The organism is Prevotella mikamonis, assembly GCF_055381405.1.
In genome coordinates, this window is the sequence record NZ_AP035785.1 from 735,869 (window position 1) to 752,222 (window position 16,354).

The 16,354-nt window shown below is 40.8% G+C and carries 15 protein-coding genes; 4 read left to right on the forward strand and 11 right to left on the reverse strand.

What is annotated here, in order from left to right:
* Window positions 1–5 precede the first annotated feature (5 nt).
* Window positions 6–1,535 (reverse strand): replicative DNA helicase, encoded by a 1,530-nt coding sequence (gene dnaB / locus ACZ42L_RS03170; RefSeq protein ID WP_464716588.1) that lies wholly within the window; start codon window positions 1,533–1,535, stop codon window positions 6–8.
* 103 nt (window positions 1,536–1,638) lie between these two features.
* Between dnaB and ispE the strand changes: the two genes are divergently transcribed.
* The 3 genes from ispE (at window position 1,639) to ACZ42L_RS03185 (ending at window position 3,338) form a co-directional block, all read left to right on the forward strand.
* A complete protein-coding gene (gene ispE, locus ACZ42L_RS03175) occupies window positions 1,639–2,481 on the forward strand; it encodes a 4-(cytidine 5'-diphospho)-2-C-methyl-D-erythritol kinase (RefSeq protein ID WP_464716589.1) in 843 nt (280 codons plus the stop codon).
* Between the two features lie 2 nt (window positions 2,482–2,483).
* Window positions 2,484–2,999, forward strand: coding sequence for an NUDIX hydrolase (locus ACZ42L_RS03180; RefSeq protein ID WP_464703526.1), 516 nt, complete (start codon window positions 2,484–2,486; stop codon window positions 2,997–2,999).
* 93 nt (window positions 3,000–3,092) lie between these two features.
* Window positions 3,093–3,338, forward strand: coding sequence for a hypothetical protein (locus tag ACZ42L_RS03185; protein WP_464716590.1), 246 nt, complete (start codon window positions 3,093–3,095; stop codon window positions 3,336–3,338).
* Between the two features lie 580 nt (window positions 3,339–3,918).
* Here ACZ42L_RS03185 and ACZ42L_RS03190 read toward each other — a convergent pair.
* The 3 genes from ACZ42L_RS03190 to ACZ42L_RS03200 are packed head-to-tail and all read right to left on the reverse strand — an operon-like array spanning window position 3,919 to window position 6,560.
* On the reverse strand, window positions 3,919–4,683 hold the full coding sequence (locus ACZ42L_RS03190) for an MBL fold metallo-hydrolase (protein WP_464716591.1): 765 nt from the start codon (window positions 4,681–4,683) through the stop codon (window positions 3,919–3,921).
* A gap of 10 nt (window positions 4,684–4,693) precedes the next feature.
* Entirely contained in the window at window positions 4,694–5,704 is a 1,011-nt protein-coding gene (gene murB, locus ACZ42L_RS03195; protein ID WP_464716592.1) for a UDP-N-acetylmuramate dehydrogenase, read from the reverse strand.
* Between the two features lies 1 nt (window position 5,705).
* Window positions 5,706–6,560 (reverse strand): DUF4348 domain-containing protein, encoded by an 855-nt coding sequence (locus ACZ42L_RS03200; protein ID WP_464716593.1) that lies wholly within the window; start codon window positions 6,558–6,560, stop codon window positions 5,706–5,708.
* Window positions 6,561–6,688: 128 nt separating this feature from the next.
* Between ACZ42L_RS03200 and pheS the strand changes: the two genes are divergently transcribed.
* Window positions 6,689–7,729: a phenylalanine--tRNA ligase subunit alpha gene (gene pheS, locus ACZ42L_RS03205; RefSeq protein ID WP_464703529.1), complete on the forward strand. Its 1,041-nt coding sequence runs from the start codon at window positions 6,689–6,691 to the stop codon at window positions 7,727–7,729.
* On the opposite strand, the gene cbiB is transcribed toward pheS, so the two are convergent.
* From cbiB to ACZ42L_RS03240, 7 genes are read right to left on the reverse strand one after another with little or no spacing between them, the layout of a single operon-like run.
* The gene (gene cbiB / locus ACZ42L_RS03210) at window positions 7,726–8,664 is read right to left on the reverse strand and encodes an adenosylcobinamide-phosphate synthase CbiB (protein ID WP_464703530.1); all 939 of its coding nucleotides are present in this window, start codon (window positions 8,662–8,664) and stop codon (window positions 7,726–7,728) included. The two genes, pheS and cbiB, sit on opposite strands and share 4 nt — an antisense overlap.
* A 1-nt stretch (window position 8,665) precedes the next feature.
* Entirely contained in the window at window positions 8,666–9,646 is a 981-nt protein-coding gene (locus tag ACZ42L_RS03215; protein WP_464716594.1) for an aminotransferase class I/II-fold pyridoxal phosphate-dependent enzyme, read from the reverse strand.
* Entirely contained in the window at window positions 9,643–11,088 is a 1,446-nt protein-coding gene (locus tag ACZ42L_RS03220) for a cobyric acid synthase (RefSeq protein WP_464700710.1), read from the reverse strand. The genes ACZ42L_RS03215 and ACZ42L_RS03220 overlap by 4 nt, the downstream gene beginning before the upstream one ends.
* Window positions 11,089–11,091: 3 nt before the next feature.
* Window positions 11,092–11,604, reverse strand: coding sequence for a cob(I)yrinic acid a,c-diamide adenosyltransferase (locus tag ACZ42L_RS03225; RefSeq protein WP_464716595.1), 513 nt, complete (start codon window positions 11,602–11,604; stop codon window positions 11,092–11,094).
* Window positions 11,576–12,865 carry a cobyrinate a,c-diamide synthase gene (locus ACZ42L_RS03230; RefSeq protein WP_464716596.1) on the reverse strand — a complete coding sequence of 430 codons (1,290 nt, stop codon included), beginning with the start codon at window positions 12,863–12,865 and terminating at the stop codon, window positions 11,576–11,578. Before ACZ42L_RS03230 ends, ACZ42L_RS03225 begins: the two co-directional genes overlap by 29 nt.
* 5 nt (window positions 12,866–12,870) lie before the next feature.
* Window positions 12,871–14,166 carry a hypothetical protein gene (locus tag ACZ42L_RS03235; protein ID WP_464716597.1) on the reverse strand — a complete coding sequence of 432 codons (1,296 nt, stop codon included), beginning with the start codon at window positions 14,164–14,166 and terminating at the stop codon, window positions 12,871–12,873.
* Between the two features lie 13 nt (window positions 14,167–14,179).
* The gene (locus ACZ42L_RS03240) at window positions 14,180–16,315 is read right to left on the reverse strand and encodes a TonB-dependent receptor domain-containing protein (protein ID WP_464716598.1); all 2,136 of its coding nucleotides are present in this window, start codon (window positions 16,313–16,315) and stop codon (window positions 14,180–14,182) included.
* Window positions 16,316–16,354: the final 39 nt, after the last annotated feature.

Genomic DNA, 16,354 nt, shown 5'->3' on the forward strand with positions numbered 1-16,354 from the left:
TTTGTTTAAAATGGCATTACATCCGTAGGAGGAATTGGGGGGAAATTTGCATTGAGGGTGAAATCGTCGGGAGAAGCGGCATTCATCTTGGAGGCCAGAAGCTCTCCCCCCTCTATCGGCAAGGTAGCAGGAGCTGTTTCCGGATTCTGGAATCGTGTAAACTCTCCTTTGAAGGTAAGGAGCACATCGCCAGTAGCACCCTTACGATGCTTAGCTATGATAATTTGTGCCATACCGTGCAGATCATTACCTTTCTCATCTTCAAAGATATGGTAATATTCCGGTCTATGCACAAAAAGAACCATGTCGGCATCCTGCTCTATGGCTCCCGACTCTCGCAAGTCGCTCAACTGTGGGCGCTTACCCTCCAAGCCGTCTCTGTTTTCTACAGTACGGTTCAATTGGCTCAGTGCCAATATAGGAATATTCAATTCCTTGGCCAGCCCTTTTAGCGAGCGAGAAATCGTCGACACCTCTTCTTGACGGCTACCAAACTTCATACCATTGGCATTCATCAATTGCAAATAGTCAATCATGATAATCTCTACTCCTTTCTCGCGGACAAGGCGCCTGGCCTTGGTACGCAACTCAAATACGCTCAAACCGGGAGTATCGTCTATATAAATAGGAGAACCTGTCAGTTTTCTCACGTTCGTATCAAGTCTGCTCCACTCATCCGGTGATAGCTGTCCATTCAGAATCTTATTGCCACCTATTTCACAGGTATTGGAAATCAAGCGGTTAACCAATTGGACATTGTTCATTTCAAGAGAGAAGAAGGCAATAGGAACTCTACTGTCTACAGCTATGTTCTTGGCTATACTCAGTGCAAAAGAGGTCTTACCCATGGCTGGACGCCCTGCTATAATCACCAGGTCGCTCTTCTGCCATCCACTAGTCATTTCGTCTAACTTCGTAAAGCCGGTAGATATACCTGTCAGTCCACCGCTGTTAGCAGATGCCTTTTGCAATATCTCAATAGCTTGCTGGACTACAGGGTCAATCTGGGTATAGTCCTGCTTCATATTCTTTTGAGAAATCTCGAACAGGTTTCCCTCTGCTTCCTGCATTAGTTCGTCTACATCAACCGTCTCATCAAAGGCTTTCGTCTCTATTTTGCTGGCAAACGATATGAGCTGCCGGGCCAGGAATTTCTGGGCAAGAATGTGGGCATGAAATTCTATATTAGCTGACGAAGCTACATGCGAACTCAAATCTACAATGTATTGTGCCCCGCCAACATCATCTATTATGCCTGCGTGTTTCAATTCTTCCTTTACTGTCAAAATGTCTACAGGCCGTTCGTTCATGTTGAGATTTTGTATGGCCTGATAGACTTTCTGGTTACGTGGCTCGTAGAAAGTTTCCGGTCTCAGAATCTCGGACACAATAGAAAAAGCGTCCTTATCTATCATCAAAGCTCCCAACACTACTTGTTCTACATCCAATGCCTGGGGCTGTAGATGACCAAAATTAGTGTCAATGCTGGCTTGCTGTTTTCTCTTTGCTTTTACCGCTTCGTTCTTGTCTGGCATAAGTACTTCATTGTATTTCATGCAAAGATAAAAAAAAACGTATTGTTACAGGACTTTTCGCAATTATTTTTTATCTTTGCAATACACATATATTAACCATATTATGATTTCATTTCCTTGTGCAAAAATCAATTTAGGACTTAATATCATTGGTGAACGTAGTAATGGATACCATGATCTTGAGACAGTGTTCTACCCTATTCATGCTTTACACGATACACTAGAGATAAAGTACATGGACGAAGAATTCCCATCAAATACTAATTGCGATTTGAAGATTACCGGTAATGCGATTGACTGCAACGAGCAGGATAACTTAGTGGTAAAGGCCTATCAACTACTGGCAGCCGATTTTAAACTTCCGCGAGTGCACACCCATCTGTACAAGAAGATTCCTTCACAAGCTGGACTTGGTGGTGGTTCCAGTGATGCTGCATATATGATAAAACTGCTTGATGAGCGTTTCAGACTCAATATCGGATATGCGGAAATGGAGCGATATGCTGCAAAGTTGGGAGCAGATTGTGCCTTCTTTATTACGGCTGAACCATCCTATGCCACTGGGTTGGGTGATATCATCTCGCCTGTGGATGGTCCAAAAGGTAATTTGCATGGTTATTCTATCGTCATTGTGAAACCCGATATATCGATATCTACCAAGGAGGCATATCAAGCCATCGTTCCGCAGAAACCGCTAAAATGCTGTAGGGATATTGTCAGGCAGCCTATTGAAACCTGGAAGGATGAATTGCACAATGATTTTGAGATTCCTATATTCAAGTCTCATGCAGAATTATCAGGGATTAAACAGGCATTATATGATATGGGGGCAATTTATGCACAGATGAGTGGAAGCGGCAGTGCTATCTTTGGAATATTCAGAGAATTACCTGACAACCTGGATACAAAATTTCCCGATATGTTTGTATTCTCTTCCAAACTCTAAATATGACAGACAATTTGCAAGAATATTTTCCTCATATAGACGAAAATGGTAATATCTTAGGAGCTATTACGCGAAAGCAAGCACATGATGGAAGCAAGCTCCTGCATCCTGTTGTACATCTGCATGTATTGAATTCCAAAGGGGAATTGTACCTACAACTGCGTCCCGACTGGAAAGATATTCAGCCATCCAAATGGGATACAGCATGTGGTGGTCATATAGATTTGGGAGAAGATGTAAACACAGCCTTGCAAAGAGAGGTCAGGGAAGAGCTGAATATCACAAGTTTCACACCAACGGAATTAGGTCATTATGTCTTTGAAAGTTCTATGGAGAAAGAACTTGTATACTCATTCAAAACCGTCTACGATGTTCCTATATCTATCAATAAAGAGGAATTGGCAGATGGTAGATTCTGGAGTTTGCAAGAAATTCGCGATAATATAGGGAAAAGGGTGTTCACTCCGAATTTCGAGTCTGAATTTACACACTATTTTCTGTCAGCAAGAAGTTGGTGAACGATATTCAAACCTGTTCTTTTTCTATTGAACTACTATTGGGGGTAACACTGGGAATTATTTGAAAGTGGTTAAGATACCAGATTTATTCTTATGAGAAAAATGAAAATAAAAAAGAATTTTCTATATAAATTAGAGTTTTTCTATAGAAATTTTGGAAGCGATTGGTCTATAGAAGACTTTTCAAATAATAGAAATGTTCAGAAGTTCTTAAAAGATTATTTATTAGTTCTTGAAGAAAAGGGTATCGTAAAAATAATCGAAGGCAACAAGTTTAAAATAACGAATTTGCCATCAAGTATAATGTCTCGTCAGTCTAATAGTGGAATTAAAGAATGATAAACTTGAAAACAAGAGAAGTCATAAACTTCAAATAATACATGAATTATGAAACGTAGTAGGTTAATGATAATAATAAATTATATTTATCATGATAATATTTATTTGATGTCTCCAAATTGTTGATTGGAATTTATTAGATGCGTTGAATAAAAACATTCGAACTAATTATAAAAGAATTAGACCCATTTTATTGAGATGGCAGGAAAATGGATATATAAAGTTAATAGAAGATGACGATATCGTTTTTTCTTTTATTCCAGAGAAATTACCATCAAAAAAACAACTAATAGAAGAGAGTCTGAATTTCAAATAATGATTGACTAGAATGGGTTAACCAGAGAACAGGTGAAGTAATAACATTTAAATAACGTTCGTCGAACTCACGTTAAAATAAGTTTTAATTACTGTTTGGGCTTCGCAGTGTTGCTGCAAGGCCCGAACAATAAAACTGCAAAGGCCTAACAGTGATTCTGCCAGGCCTTTGCAGTTTTCTATGAGCTGATGACGGAGTAAAGGATAGCAGCGTTTAGGAAACCTATTACTTAATTGCTGCTGACAATATGCCTACAATTACAGCTTATACCTCAATCTTAAGTCCATCATAGGCAAAGTATACGTCTTGTGGAAGGCGTAGACTTGCCTCGGCATGTAGTCCGATTTGATGAGTAAGGTGCGTTAGGTAGGTACGACGTGCACCTATCTTATGGGCAAACTCAATGGCATCACTTACCAGTTGATGGGAATGATGAGGTTTTTCCCAACGGAGTGCATTGATTACTAGAGTTTCAATTCCGTTCAAGTATGGAAGTTCCGAGTCGGGGATGGTCTTCATGTCCGTAATATACGCAAAACTTCCAAACTTATAAGCGAGTATTGGTATTTTGTCATGTAAGACTTGAAAAGGCATTATTTGGAACTCTCCTATCGTCAATGGTTCGTGCGCTCGTATCGTTTGTAAGTCTAACTTTGGTACACCGGGATATAAATCTTTTCCAAAACAATAAGGCATGGTTTGCTGCAAACCAGAAGTAACCGAGCTGTCTGCATAGACGTGAATATCTCCAAAGCTGCAATAAGGACGCAAATCGTCTATCCCCCCCACGTGGTCGTAGTGAATATGGGTGACGAGCACTGCATCTATGCGGCGAAAATCAAGAGGTAGCAGCTGTTGACGGATATCGGGACCACAGTCTATTAGGATGCGTGTGTGATCTGTTTCAAGGAGACCTACACAGCGAAAGCGACGGTCTCGCGGGGCTTGGCTGTGGCAAACTTCACAGGGGCAGCCTAATACGGGTACACCATTGGAAGTCCCTGTTCCAAGGAAGGTGAATCTTGCCATATTCTGCCAATTATTGAATATTAACTTCCGGTTCGATGGAAATATCAAATTTCGCTCGGACAGCTTCCCGAACAGTGTCGCATAGAGTCAGGATTTCCGTTCCTGTAGCTCCCCCCATGTTGACCAATACTAAGGCCTGCTTATCGTGAACGGCCGCTCTGCCAAGTGAGCGTCCTTTCCAGCCACTCTGCTCTATAAGCCATCCCGCAGGAATTTTCTCATGCTGCTCGTCAATGGAATAATGTGGTATCTGGGGATATGATTTAGTGAGAACTTTGAAACGCTCTGTGTCTATGATAGGATTCATGAAAAAACTACCAGCATTTCCCAATACTTTAGGATCGGGCAGCTTAGCCTGACGGATAGAGACGATGGTTTCTCTTAATTGTTCAGCCGTCGGCATTCCTATTCCTTGAGCATCCAAAGATGAGCGGATGTTACCATAATCCAAGTGTGGTCTGAACTCGGTAGACAAGCGATAAACCACATGAGTGATTAGATACTTGTTGCGCCATTCTCTCTTAAATCTACTTTGACGATATGAATATTGGCAATCGGTATGCTTAAATGTAAACTGATGGCCAGAAGAAATCTCTATCGCTTCTATCTCGTCAATGACATCTTTTGCCTCTGCTCCGTATGCACCAATATTTTGAACGGCACTGGCCCCTACTTCTCCAGGAATCAGTGAGAGATTCTCTAAACCGTAATATCCATGATTTACGGCATATTCTACCACTTCATCAAATGTAGTACCGGCCCAACAACGCAACCACACGCTATCTGTACTAGTCTTTATAACTTCTACATCAAAGCGTGATTCGGCCTTGACGACAATGCCGTGATAGTCTTTGGTCAACAAAAGATTGCTCCCACCTCCCAATATCAGGAAAGGGGCTGCCAGCTTAGAAGCAGCTTGCTGAGCATCTTCTTTGTTGGAATATTGAATAAAGTAATCGCATTTGGCTTCAATGCCAAATGTATTATAGTCTAACAGATTGAAATGGGCGACCTCCTTCATTCTACATTGACAGTTTGACAAGTTTCCAAGAATTGCCAATACGCTTGAAAGTCAATTCTGTTTCTAAGCCGTTAGCAATACCTCTAATCACAAATCGCTTTTCACGACTTTCTTTATATGATTGAGTATACTGGATGTTATACAGAAGACTGCTTGGTAATTGCGGGGCAAAAGATGACCATTGTTCTGGCTCTAATGTGCCATTCATTATGCTAAAGTCATCATCGGGATCTGGTCCAGTAAACTGCAATGGATCATTAACGCTACTGATTTGGAAAGTAGAGTCGGTTACAAAGCGATGATAAAAACGGAGGAAAGAAGCATTAAGGCTTTGTTGCATCGGTTTATGTACGATACTTGTCAATCTCCATTGCCCTCTGACACGCTCAAAGATGTACTCTTTGATAGTATTTGTCTTGAAATATATTTTCTCTATCGCAACATGGTCTATAGTCGTATCTTTGACTGCTTTCATCTGCTTGGCATTGTCAAATATCAACGTATAAAACTCTTGGCGCATAAAGAAGCGTTCCATAGTCCATTGGTTCTTGGTAATCTGCTTGACTTGTTTGCCGTGATAGACCTGTAATGGGAAATCAATACGTTCGAATTGGAGCTTTCTATTTGCAGCAAAATTAAAGATGAAATCATCAAAAAGTTCATCCGCAGCTTTGGGCATCGGAGTTTCTGCTATGATATTGTCCATTGTATCTGTGGCCGAAGTATCAATTCTACTTGTATCTACGACAACAGAATCAACAGCCTCCAAAGGTTTATTGTTTCGACAACCTGTGATGGAAAAGCTGAGTATCATAGCCACTACTACGATAAAAAACAAAAAAGTATTTTTTCTCATTGCTCTATATTATGGGTCCTAACATACCCTCTCAAATCAGTGCAAAAATACAACTTTATTTCTATAATCTTTCTTCTTTTGGCATAAAAATACTACCTTTGCATATATTTTTCAAACGACTGAAACGCATGTTATTAGAAAAGATTGAAGCACTGTTGAAAGAGGTGACGGAACTCACAGCCACTAATGCTGACGAGATAGAACGCCTCCGCTTGAAATATCTAAGTAAAAAAGGGGAAATCAATGCTCTCATGGCAGATTTCCGCAATGTGGCTGCTGATCAAAAGAAAGCAGTAGGTATTGAAATTAACAAATTGAAGCAGACTGCTCAAGAGAAATTAAATGAGCTGAAAGAGAAAGTTGATACGACAGATGCTCAACACGAAGATTTCGATTTAACCCGCACTCCCTATCCTCTCCCACTTGGAACACGTCATCCACTGACAATTGTCAGAAATGAGATTATCAATATTTTCCAGCGTATGGGGTTCACACTCTTTCAAGGACCGGAAATAGATGATGACAAGCATGTCTTTACGATGCTCAACTTTGCAGCAGATCATCCAGCCCGCGACATGCAAGACACATTCTTTATTGAGCAAGCCGACGCGTCGGACGTTACCAAGAATGTACTGTTGAGAAGCCATACATCAGGTGATGAAGCTCACTATATGGAAAATCATCAGCCCCCTATTCGCATCATTTGCCCAGGCCGTGTCTACCGCAATGAGGCTATTAGCTCGCGCGCCCACTGTTTCTTCCATCAGGTAGAAGGGTTGTATGTAGATAAAAATGTTAGTTTTACAGACTTGAAGCAGGTTTTATTGACATTTGCCCGTGAGATGTTTGGCCCGGATACGAAGATTCGTTTACGTCCCAGCTATTTCCCCTTTACAGAACCTAGTGCTGAAATGGATATTTCGTGCAATATCTGCGGTGGCGAAGGATGTACCTTCTGTAAACATACGGGATGGGTTGAAATCCTCGGATGTGGCATGGTAGATCCACATGACCTTGAAGCATGTGGTATTGATTCCAGCATCTATACCGGCTATGCTTTTGGTATGGGTGTAGAACGCATTACCAATCTGAAGTATCGTATTAGCGATTTGCGTATGTTCTCTGAAAACGACGTACGCTTCTTACGTGAATTTGAATCGGCAAATTAAAGCACTGACATAGTCAGATAGAATAATGACAAGGCAATTACCATTAACGACTCTACTGAGCGATTGATGATAATTGCCTTTTTTAGATCCGTAACGGTCAGTTCGCGAGGGTTAAATCCTATCATAGGTTTGTCTATCCACTCTCCAAAATACTGATGCGGACCGCCAAATCTACAGTCGAGTATTGCAGCTAACGCACTTTCGGGATATCCGCTATTGGGACTTAGATGCTCTTTGCCATAATGCAGTACGAATTTAATTTGTCTAAGCTTACCTCCGACCAACAGCATGAGAAAGGCTGTTAATCTTGCTGGGAGATAGTTGACGGCATCGTCTATGTGTGCAGCAATACTCCCAAATTGCAGGTGGCGTTGTGTGCGATACCCTATCATCGAATCCAAAGTGTTCACCATTTTGTATGCCAACATGCCGGGAACTCCCAATATAGCTAACCAAAATAAGGGTGCTACGACACCATCGCTTAAATTTTCGGAAAGTGTTTCGAGTGTCGCTTGTCTGATTTCCTGTGCCGAAAGATTACTTGTATCGCGTCCTACGATTCTGGCTACTTGTAATCTACCGTCATCCAGACTACGATTTAAGGCCTCAAAGACGAGTTTGCATTCTCTGATAAGAGTTGTACCAGCCAGGCAGAAGAATATCAAGATGCTCTCTGCCAGGACTCCAACCCATATGGAAACTGTGGATAATTCAGAAAGCAAGAGATGGGCAAACAAGTATACTAAGACTATTAGTACAGTTGCCATGAGTCCACCTTTCCATTTACGATACCTGCCTTGATTCAAGTAATGCTCACCCAAAGCGATTGTTTTTCCAAAGAGGACAATAGGATGAGGAAGCCGTTCCGGGTCTCCTAGAAAAAAATCTAATCCCCATCCTATTACCAGCGATATGATTTTTGCAATATAAGCCATCTTAATAGATTTGTTCTAATAGGGTTACCAATTCTGTATTTTCTATGGGTAATTGTGTCGCTACACGGATATAAGAATCATCCAGTCCGATGAAATTTGAAGCATCACGAATCAATATACTGTGTTGCTGCGCTAATACTTCCTTTAAAGCGCTGGATGCCAACCGTCTCTTTCTATCTATCTTGATAAGAAAGAAATTGGTCTGGGTAGGTAAAGCTCTATACCCTTCTATTTGATTGATTTGATTTCTGAAAATCTCTGTCTCGTTTCTTAACCATTGCAAATCTGGCAAAACATTCTTTCCTTGCATCCATAATCCTGCTTCTTGCGCTAGAGCATTAATACTCCACGGGCGGCTAATATCCCGTAATAATTGTATCAACTTACGATGACCAACTACGTATCCTAGCCGTAACCCAGGTATACAATATTTCTTTGTCATGGAATGGAGTAAGAGGACGTTTGGACGCATAGTAACCTCGCTGTCAAGAAACATTTGTTCCATCGTATAATCTTCATAGGCTTGGTCTACGACAAATATATCTTCAGAATGATCCATTTTCTCCAATAGTTTCTCCTTGGGACAGACTAAACCTGTAGGATTATTGGGATTGCAAATCCAATGAATCTTTTGTGAAGTCTCCGTCCCATGTTTATATCTTCTTGATGCCAATGTATATTCCGAAAAGGTAGGGATAGGAATTATTGGTTCAGCATCTGAAAACAATGTCGAAATGAGGTAAATAGCATCCACAGAGCCACTGGTCACTAAGATTTCATCACGATGAATTCCTGTAGCATTGGCTAAAGCGATTTCTAAACTATGGGCATAAGGTTCTGGATAATGAGAAATTGAATCTAAACAGTGAGATAGGTGTTCTTTTAAATTTGCTAAATCGGCATGTCCCCATATATTGGAACTGAAATTGATACGAATATTTTCGTAACGAAACAAATCGTCACCATGCTGTTTTTCTTTCATATTCCCTCCCTCATGATAGAATATAGGCAATCCATATCAAGATTTTCTCTAACATGCTTCGCCAATAAATCGTACTGTTTCTCCTTGAACTCCCTTGGATTAAATATCATTTTAGATTTTTCTACATAGGGTGCTAACAAGGTTTCTATGAATGAAGCATTGTCTAGGATGCCGTGAACATATGTTCCATAGACCTTATCTTGGATGATGATTTTATCATCATGATTAATTGTTTCTGAGAAAACACTCTTTCCATTATGAATTTCATAGCCTTTCAGAAGAGAGTTCTGAAAAGGGAATTCTACTTGCCGGGTAGCTTTCGTACTGTCCATACTTGTAGACATTGGTAGTAATCCCAAACCGGGTAATTGCTCTATGTCGCCTTCTATATGGAGCGGATCAAGCACTTCTTTGCCTAGCATTTGGAATCCACCGCAAATACCCATAACGGTTTTTCCTGCTTTATGAGCCTGTACAATCGCTTGGGCACATCCATTACGTCGTAGTTCATACAAGTCTCCTAAAGTGTTCTTGCTACCAGGAATAATCACAATGTCTGCTTGTGCAATATCTTGAATATCATTAGTATAGAAAAGATGTACACGTGTGTCACGTTCTAAGACATCAAAATCGGTAAAGTTGCTGATGTGTTTCAGTAAGACCACTGCTATGTTTACTTTTCCTTGCATAGACATCTTACTCTTCAATCTTAAATCTACGCTATCTTCTTCTTCGATATGAATGTCGTCAAAATAAGGAATAACACCTAAAACAGGAACTTTACATATATCTTCCAACATTTTACGTCCTTCATCAAACAGGCGTAAATCTCCTCGAAACTTATTAACAATGATACCCTTGATTAATTGTTTGTCTTCTGGTGTTTGTAAAGCAATGCTCCCATAACTACTGGCAAAAACACCTCCACGATCAATATCAACGACCAAGATGACTGAAGCACCGGCATATCGAGCCATTGATAGATTAACGATATCCTGCTCTTTTAAATTAATTTCAGAGATGCTACCAGCCCCTTCCATCACTATGGGACTATACTGCTGTGCTAATCTGTCAAACGCTTCATGAGCAGCCAGTCGCAGTTGCTCACGTCCTTTAGAGTGAAAATATTCTTGAGCAGTATAATTTCCTATGGAACGACCATTTAACATGACTTGTGAAGTGTGGTCTCCCTGTGGTTTCAACAAAATTGGATTCATATCTACTTGACTTTCAAGTCCTGCCGCTTCTGCTTGTACGGCTTGGGCTCTTCCAATCTCTAACCCTTCAGGCGTAACATAACTATTCAAAGCCATGTTTTGTGCTTTGAAAGGAGAAGGAGTATATCCGTCTTGTTTAAAGATTCTACACAAAGCTGTTGCCAGCACGCTTTTGCCGACATCACTACCAGTTCCACACAGCATTATTGGTCTTAACCCACTCATACCCTATTTGTCTGAATCGTTATCTGTGGCTAGAGCAAATAAATAATCACTCAACCTATTCATAAATACCATCATTTTTCTATCCTGTGGATATTCCCGATTGACAGTCCATAATCGTCTTTCTGCCGTGCGTGCCTTGCTCCTTGCCATGTGCAGATAAGCCTGTAAGACACTTCCGCCTGGCAATACGAAACTGAATTTGCGGTTTAGGGTTATTCTGTCTATCTCACTCTCCATCTTAGAAGTCAGTTCTTCGAGTTGTTCTTCACGCGGATTCTCTTTTCCTGGTGGAGTGGCAACAAGACTCATGACGGTCATCAGTTCTTGCTGAATCTTACAGAGTAATTGTCTACGGGCATCATCCTTTGGTAGAGAAGCACATACAACACCAATGTGGCAATTCAATTCATCAATCTCACCATTGGCTTCTATCCGTATATCATCTTTGTCTACTCTAACTCCACTACGCAAGTGAGTCTGTCCACCATCACCAGTCTTCGTATATATTCTTGTCATTATTCCAATATAAATGTGTATAACTTGCGGTTACATTCTTATACCTAAAGAATGGACTATCAATTATTTCATCTCTGGCATTACGCACTTCTGCAATGGTCTGCGGCTTTCTTCCGATGAACTGGCTGTAGTGAAATTCATGCCCCCGTAACACTCGCCCATCGTTTAATTGCAGCTTACGATAGCCCAATGAGAGTTTACGGTGTCCCTTTTCGGCAGAAATCACATAATCCAACAATCCAACCATCGGTCGAATTCCTTCATCGGTTCGTATTTCTCTACATAGATACATCATACCCCCACATTCCGCCCATATACGTCCACCACGTTCACCATATTGCCGTATTTCGTGCATCGTATATTCAGATAAGTCATTTAAATGCTTTTCCGGATAACCACCAGGCAAATATATCAAATCCGTATCATGTGGAATTATACAATCTTCTTCCGGGTTGAAATAAGTAATATGCCCCCACTTCTCCAATATATCTATATGCTCCTGATAAATAAAAGAGAAAGAGTCTTCGTTTTTTGCCATACAGATATGCCATTCACGTGGATAGACATTCGACAGATATGAGTTGTCCGACTTTGGCATATCACACGTTACATGTTCTAACAGATTCTCAATTTGTACATGTTCAAGGATATATGACACATCTTGAGTCGATATGTTATTGAAATCCAGTCCCAAATAACGACTGGGCAGAGCTATATCCTTACACTTTTCTATGTATCCGAAACATGGTAATTCCAATTCTTCAGCAACCTGGCAAAGTGTCTCATAATGTCGGGAAGAACCTACTTTATTAAAAATTACACCTGCAATTTTTACATTTGGCCGGAATTCTATAAACCCTTTCAGCAAGGGTGCTATCGAGTATGCTGCACTCTTCGCATCTATTACTAATATAACAGGAATATCCAGTATAGATGCAATTTCTGCCGAAGAGCCCCTATCGCGTTCATATCCATCGTACATCCCCATCATCCCCTCTACTATACATACATCGGCTGTCTGTGCATAGTGGGCATATACTGTTTTAACATGATGGGCAGAAGCCATAAAGGAATCTAAATTCAACGAGGGACGCCCACATGCCATAGAGTGGAATTTCGTGTCTATATAGTCTGGTCCACATTTAAATGGCTGTACTTTTTGTCCTCGTCTGGTCAGTGCCGACATCAGTAGCCTGCATACAGTAGTCTTTCCAGAACCTGATGTCGGAGCTGCCAGTAAGAACTGTGGGATAGATTTCATTCGGCCTACTTATCTAAGATATGGGTAATTCTCATAAACTGAAACCCTGTAGCAATGGTCGCACCCTTGGTTAACTGTTGTGTCCTTCTATTATAGACATAAACACACGCCGGACTATTTTGAGGGTTCACTCCTATGAACACTTTATTATTCAAGACAAATGACCGCTGCGAGAAAGTTCCACTACTATAAGGCAACTTCTTACCATTGTATGTAAATTCAGTCAAAGCATTTGTTGAGAGATCTAGCAAGGCATAATAGCAATTATATTTTGCTCCCCATCCGTCACTCAGCTTATTGTCTGTGCTTGTACCCGTATGTTCCGGATTCTGGATATAGAGTAGAGCCTTGTTGCTTCCTATATAATCGCATGTTACAATCTTACCATTGTTAGTGCCGGTATTCATACCCACATAGGATTTGTCAAATTGTTCTTCACCATTATTGATTCTGACAATGCGACTATACTTAGGCGTTGCCGACTTTGCCCCGGCAATACCTGACAATAAAGGAATATACAAGTTGTTACGATTGTCAAAGAACATCTTGTCTTGCAGTAGTTCGCCGTAGGCTGTTCCTGCCATCTCCTCACCTACAGTTGTAGAATCCAGTTTCTCTACAGCCATTGTCTGAGGATTGATGAAAGCGACAAAGACTTGTTTGATAGATTTGCTGTCTTTCTCACAGAAAAAATACATCAGCTTGTTGTCACTGGATCGATAAGTAGCCAAACCTGACGTGCTATATTTTTTTATACGTGTTCTTTTGGCCAGGTTCAGACTTCCTTCAGACTGAATAGTCATATTATCTGTGTTGTATTTCGTCCAAATCACATCGTTGGCCTTACCATTTGCAGCCATGATAACAAGCTCGTTGTCAGCTAACCAAGCGTGTGTATATCGTCTGTCTTTATATGTATTCTTACCAAATGGGCGTTCCTTCACCGTCACTACACGCCCATTTAATATCTGGTATTTACCCAGTCTGTCTTTATCTATAGGCACTTGGTAATAATACATACCTTTTATAATAGATTCCTGATATAATTTAGCCGTCACATCGACACCGCTATTTTTAAAGTCGATAATCGTATCGGACTCTAGAGTTTTTACGTTTTGAACAATAATGGCATCAGTACTCCCCATACCGGTAGACTGTCCGGGTGTCACCCATATATCATAATGTACTCCTACGATTTCATCAGGATTACTCTTGGGCTCATTGCTTTCGGAGCAGGCTGTGAATAATCCGCTTGTCAAGACACTGATTATCACGATTGATACTAAACGTATATTCTTCATCTCGCTACTATTTTTAATTGATAAATATTCTGAATTTACACATCCATTCCCTACCGGGTTTCTGTAATTTATAATTATCATACCCCTTTGCATCAAACACATTGTTGCATTCCACGGCTATATTATATTTCATCTTGCTCCATGAGTACGAAAGAGTAGCCGAATGTATGTTCTGTGTAGGAATATGGGCTTTCGACATTAGCGAACCATAACCTTCCCATGTCAGATAAAACCAATGTACATATTGATACAAATAGCTGAAACGCACATGTGTATTCTTTCCGAAAAGATTAGGCTTCTGCAACACCAATTCTGCATTTCCATATAGCCATGGACGGTTGGGGAGTCTGTTTTTATAAGTCACAGATTCCTTCCCGTCGTTCATCCAGCGATTCATATCACGTGCATTCTGATATGTTCCATTCAGCCTGAGCTGCATCCAATCGGCATAGGCATAGTTTATTTCCCCCTCTACGCCTTTCACCATAACCTGATTCACATTCTTATATTGCAATATTCCCTCCTGTTCTGATAGCACTGCATGAATATAATCTTTCACCCTACGGGCAAATCCTCCGACTTCATAGTTCAGGCGATGCTCTTTTTTGAATACAACTTGCCCATATAAGCCAATATTTACATTGTTACTGTTTTCTGGTTTTAAAGCCAGATTGGCATATACAGTCGTACCGTTACCTAACAATTCATTGGCAAGTGGAAGTCTGGCTGCATGCTCAAAGGAAGCTTTTAACGATATTTCCGGAGATAAAGTATACCGGGTACTCAGTCCATATCCCACATAATTCTTGGTTGTATTACGGACTGTATTCGTAGAGTTGGTTATCCACGAAAGGTCAGTCTGCCCTATCCTCACCTGATTCACGTAATCTTTTATAAAGACAGAACCTTGCCATCTATCTTTCTGGGATATATTATAGGATAATCCTATCAAATGTTTTGTAATCCTATCGCTTGACGGTTCAAAATCCGTATCAAGTTCGTCCCAGCGTCGGTTACCGGTACTATACATCAGATAATTAAGATTGAAAGACTGGGCATGACTGAATGTATAATCGAAATTGGTTCTGATAGTGGTCAGTGGGCGACTATAATGACGTAACTGCTTGCTACGCCCCGTAATCTCGTTTCGAGTGGTATTGACGTATCTGCCGTCCCATGTATATTTACGATAGGTAGAGTCTGCCGTCACTGCTCTATCCCAAGTTTGCGATACAAGGGCTTTCAAGCGCAATCCGTTCAACAGGAAATGATGTTTATCGTAAGTCATCGATACATTCCAAGCATGCTGACGACGTTCTGCCTGTCCATATACAACACTCTGTATTTGCCCGGTCTGCAATTCTTTTTCTTTCTTTTGATATGATGCAGAGATAAAGAAAGCATCAGTCCACTGCTTGTTTTGAACTCCGACTTCCATCTGTCCCAATGCGAAGAAATAGTCATCGTGAAACCGCTTGACATCAGTCTCCACATAGGTATCGGATTTCTCGTCCCATAATTCTACGCCTCGCATCCGATAGTCATTCTTAGAATAGGCAATACCAAAAGAAGGACGTATCAGTATTCCAGATTGTGGCAGCATCCACTGGCCGTTCAAGTCGACAAGTGCCGTATGGTACGAGCCTGCTGTTATCGACACATCCAGATAGTTTTTACGCATGGGGTTAGACACCAGATTGATAGCTCCTCCCAAGGCGTCCCCACCCAAATACGTAGGGACTACACCTTTGTATATCTCTATATAGTCGATGAGATTGACAGGTATATTGTCAAGTGAGGCATTGCGTCCTTTTAAATCCAAGGGAACACCATCCAGAAAGTATCTTACCGACTTTCCTGAAAGTCCGTTTAAGGACAGTTCATAATCCGAGCCTAATCCTCCTTCACGCCTCACCCGTACACCGGTTGTCTGATTGATGAGGTCGGCTAGATTAGTTGCTATGTTGGAAAGATTGCGTACATCTACTATATTTACATGGAAACCGCTTTCTTTCATCTGATGTCGCTTGGTTTTAGCAATGACGTTTACTCCTTCCAGATTGACAGAATCTGCAACATTCTGCTGTGCCCATAGAGACATGGGTACAGTCAACATAACTATCCAACAGGCTAAGCCTTTCATCACCATCAATGCGATTATTTAATCAACTGTAATAGCTTCATAACC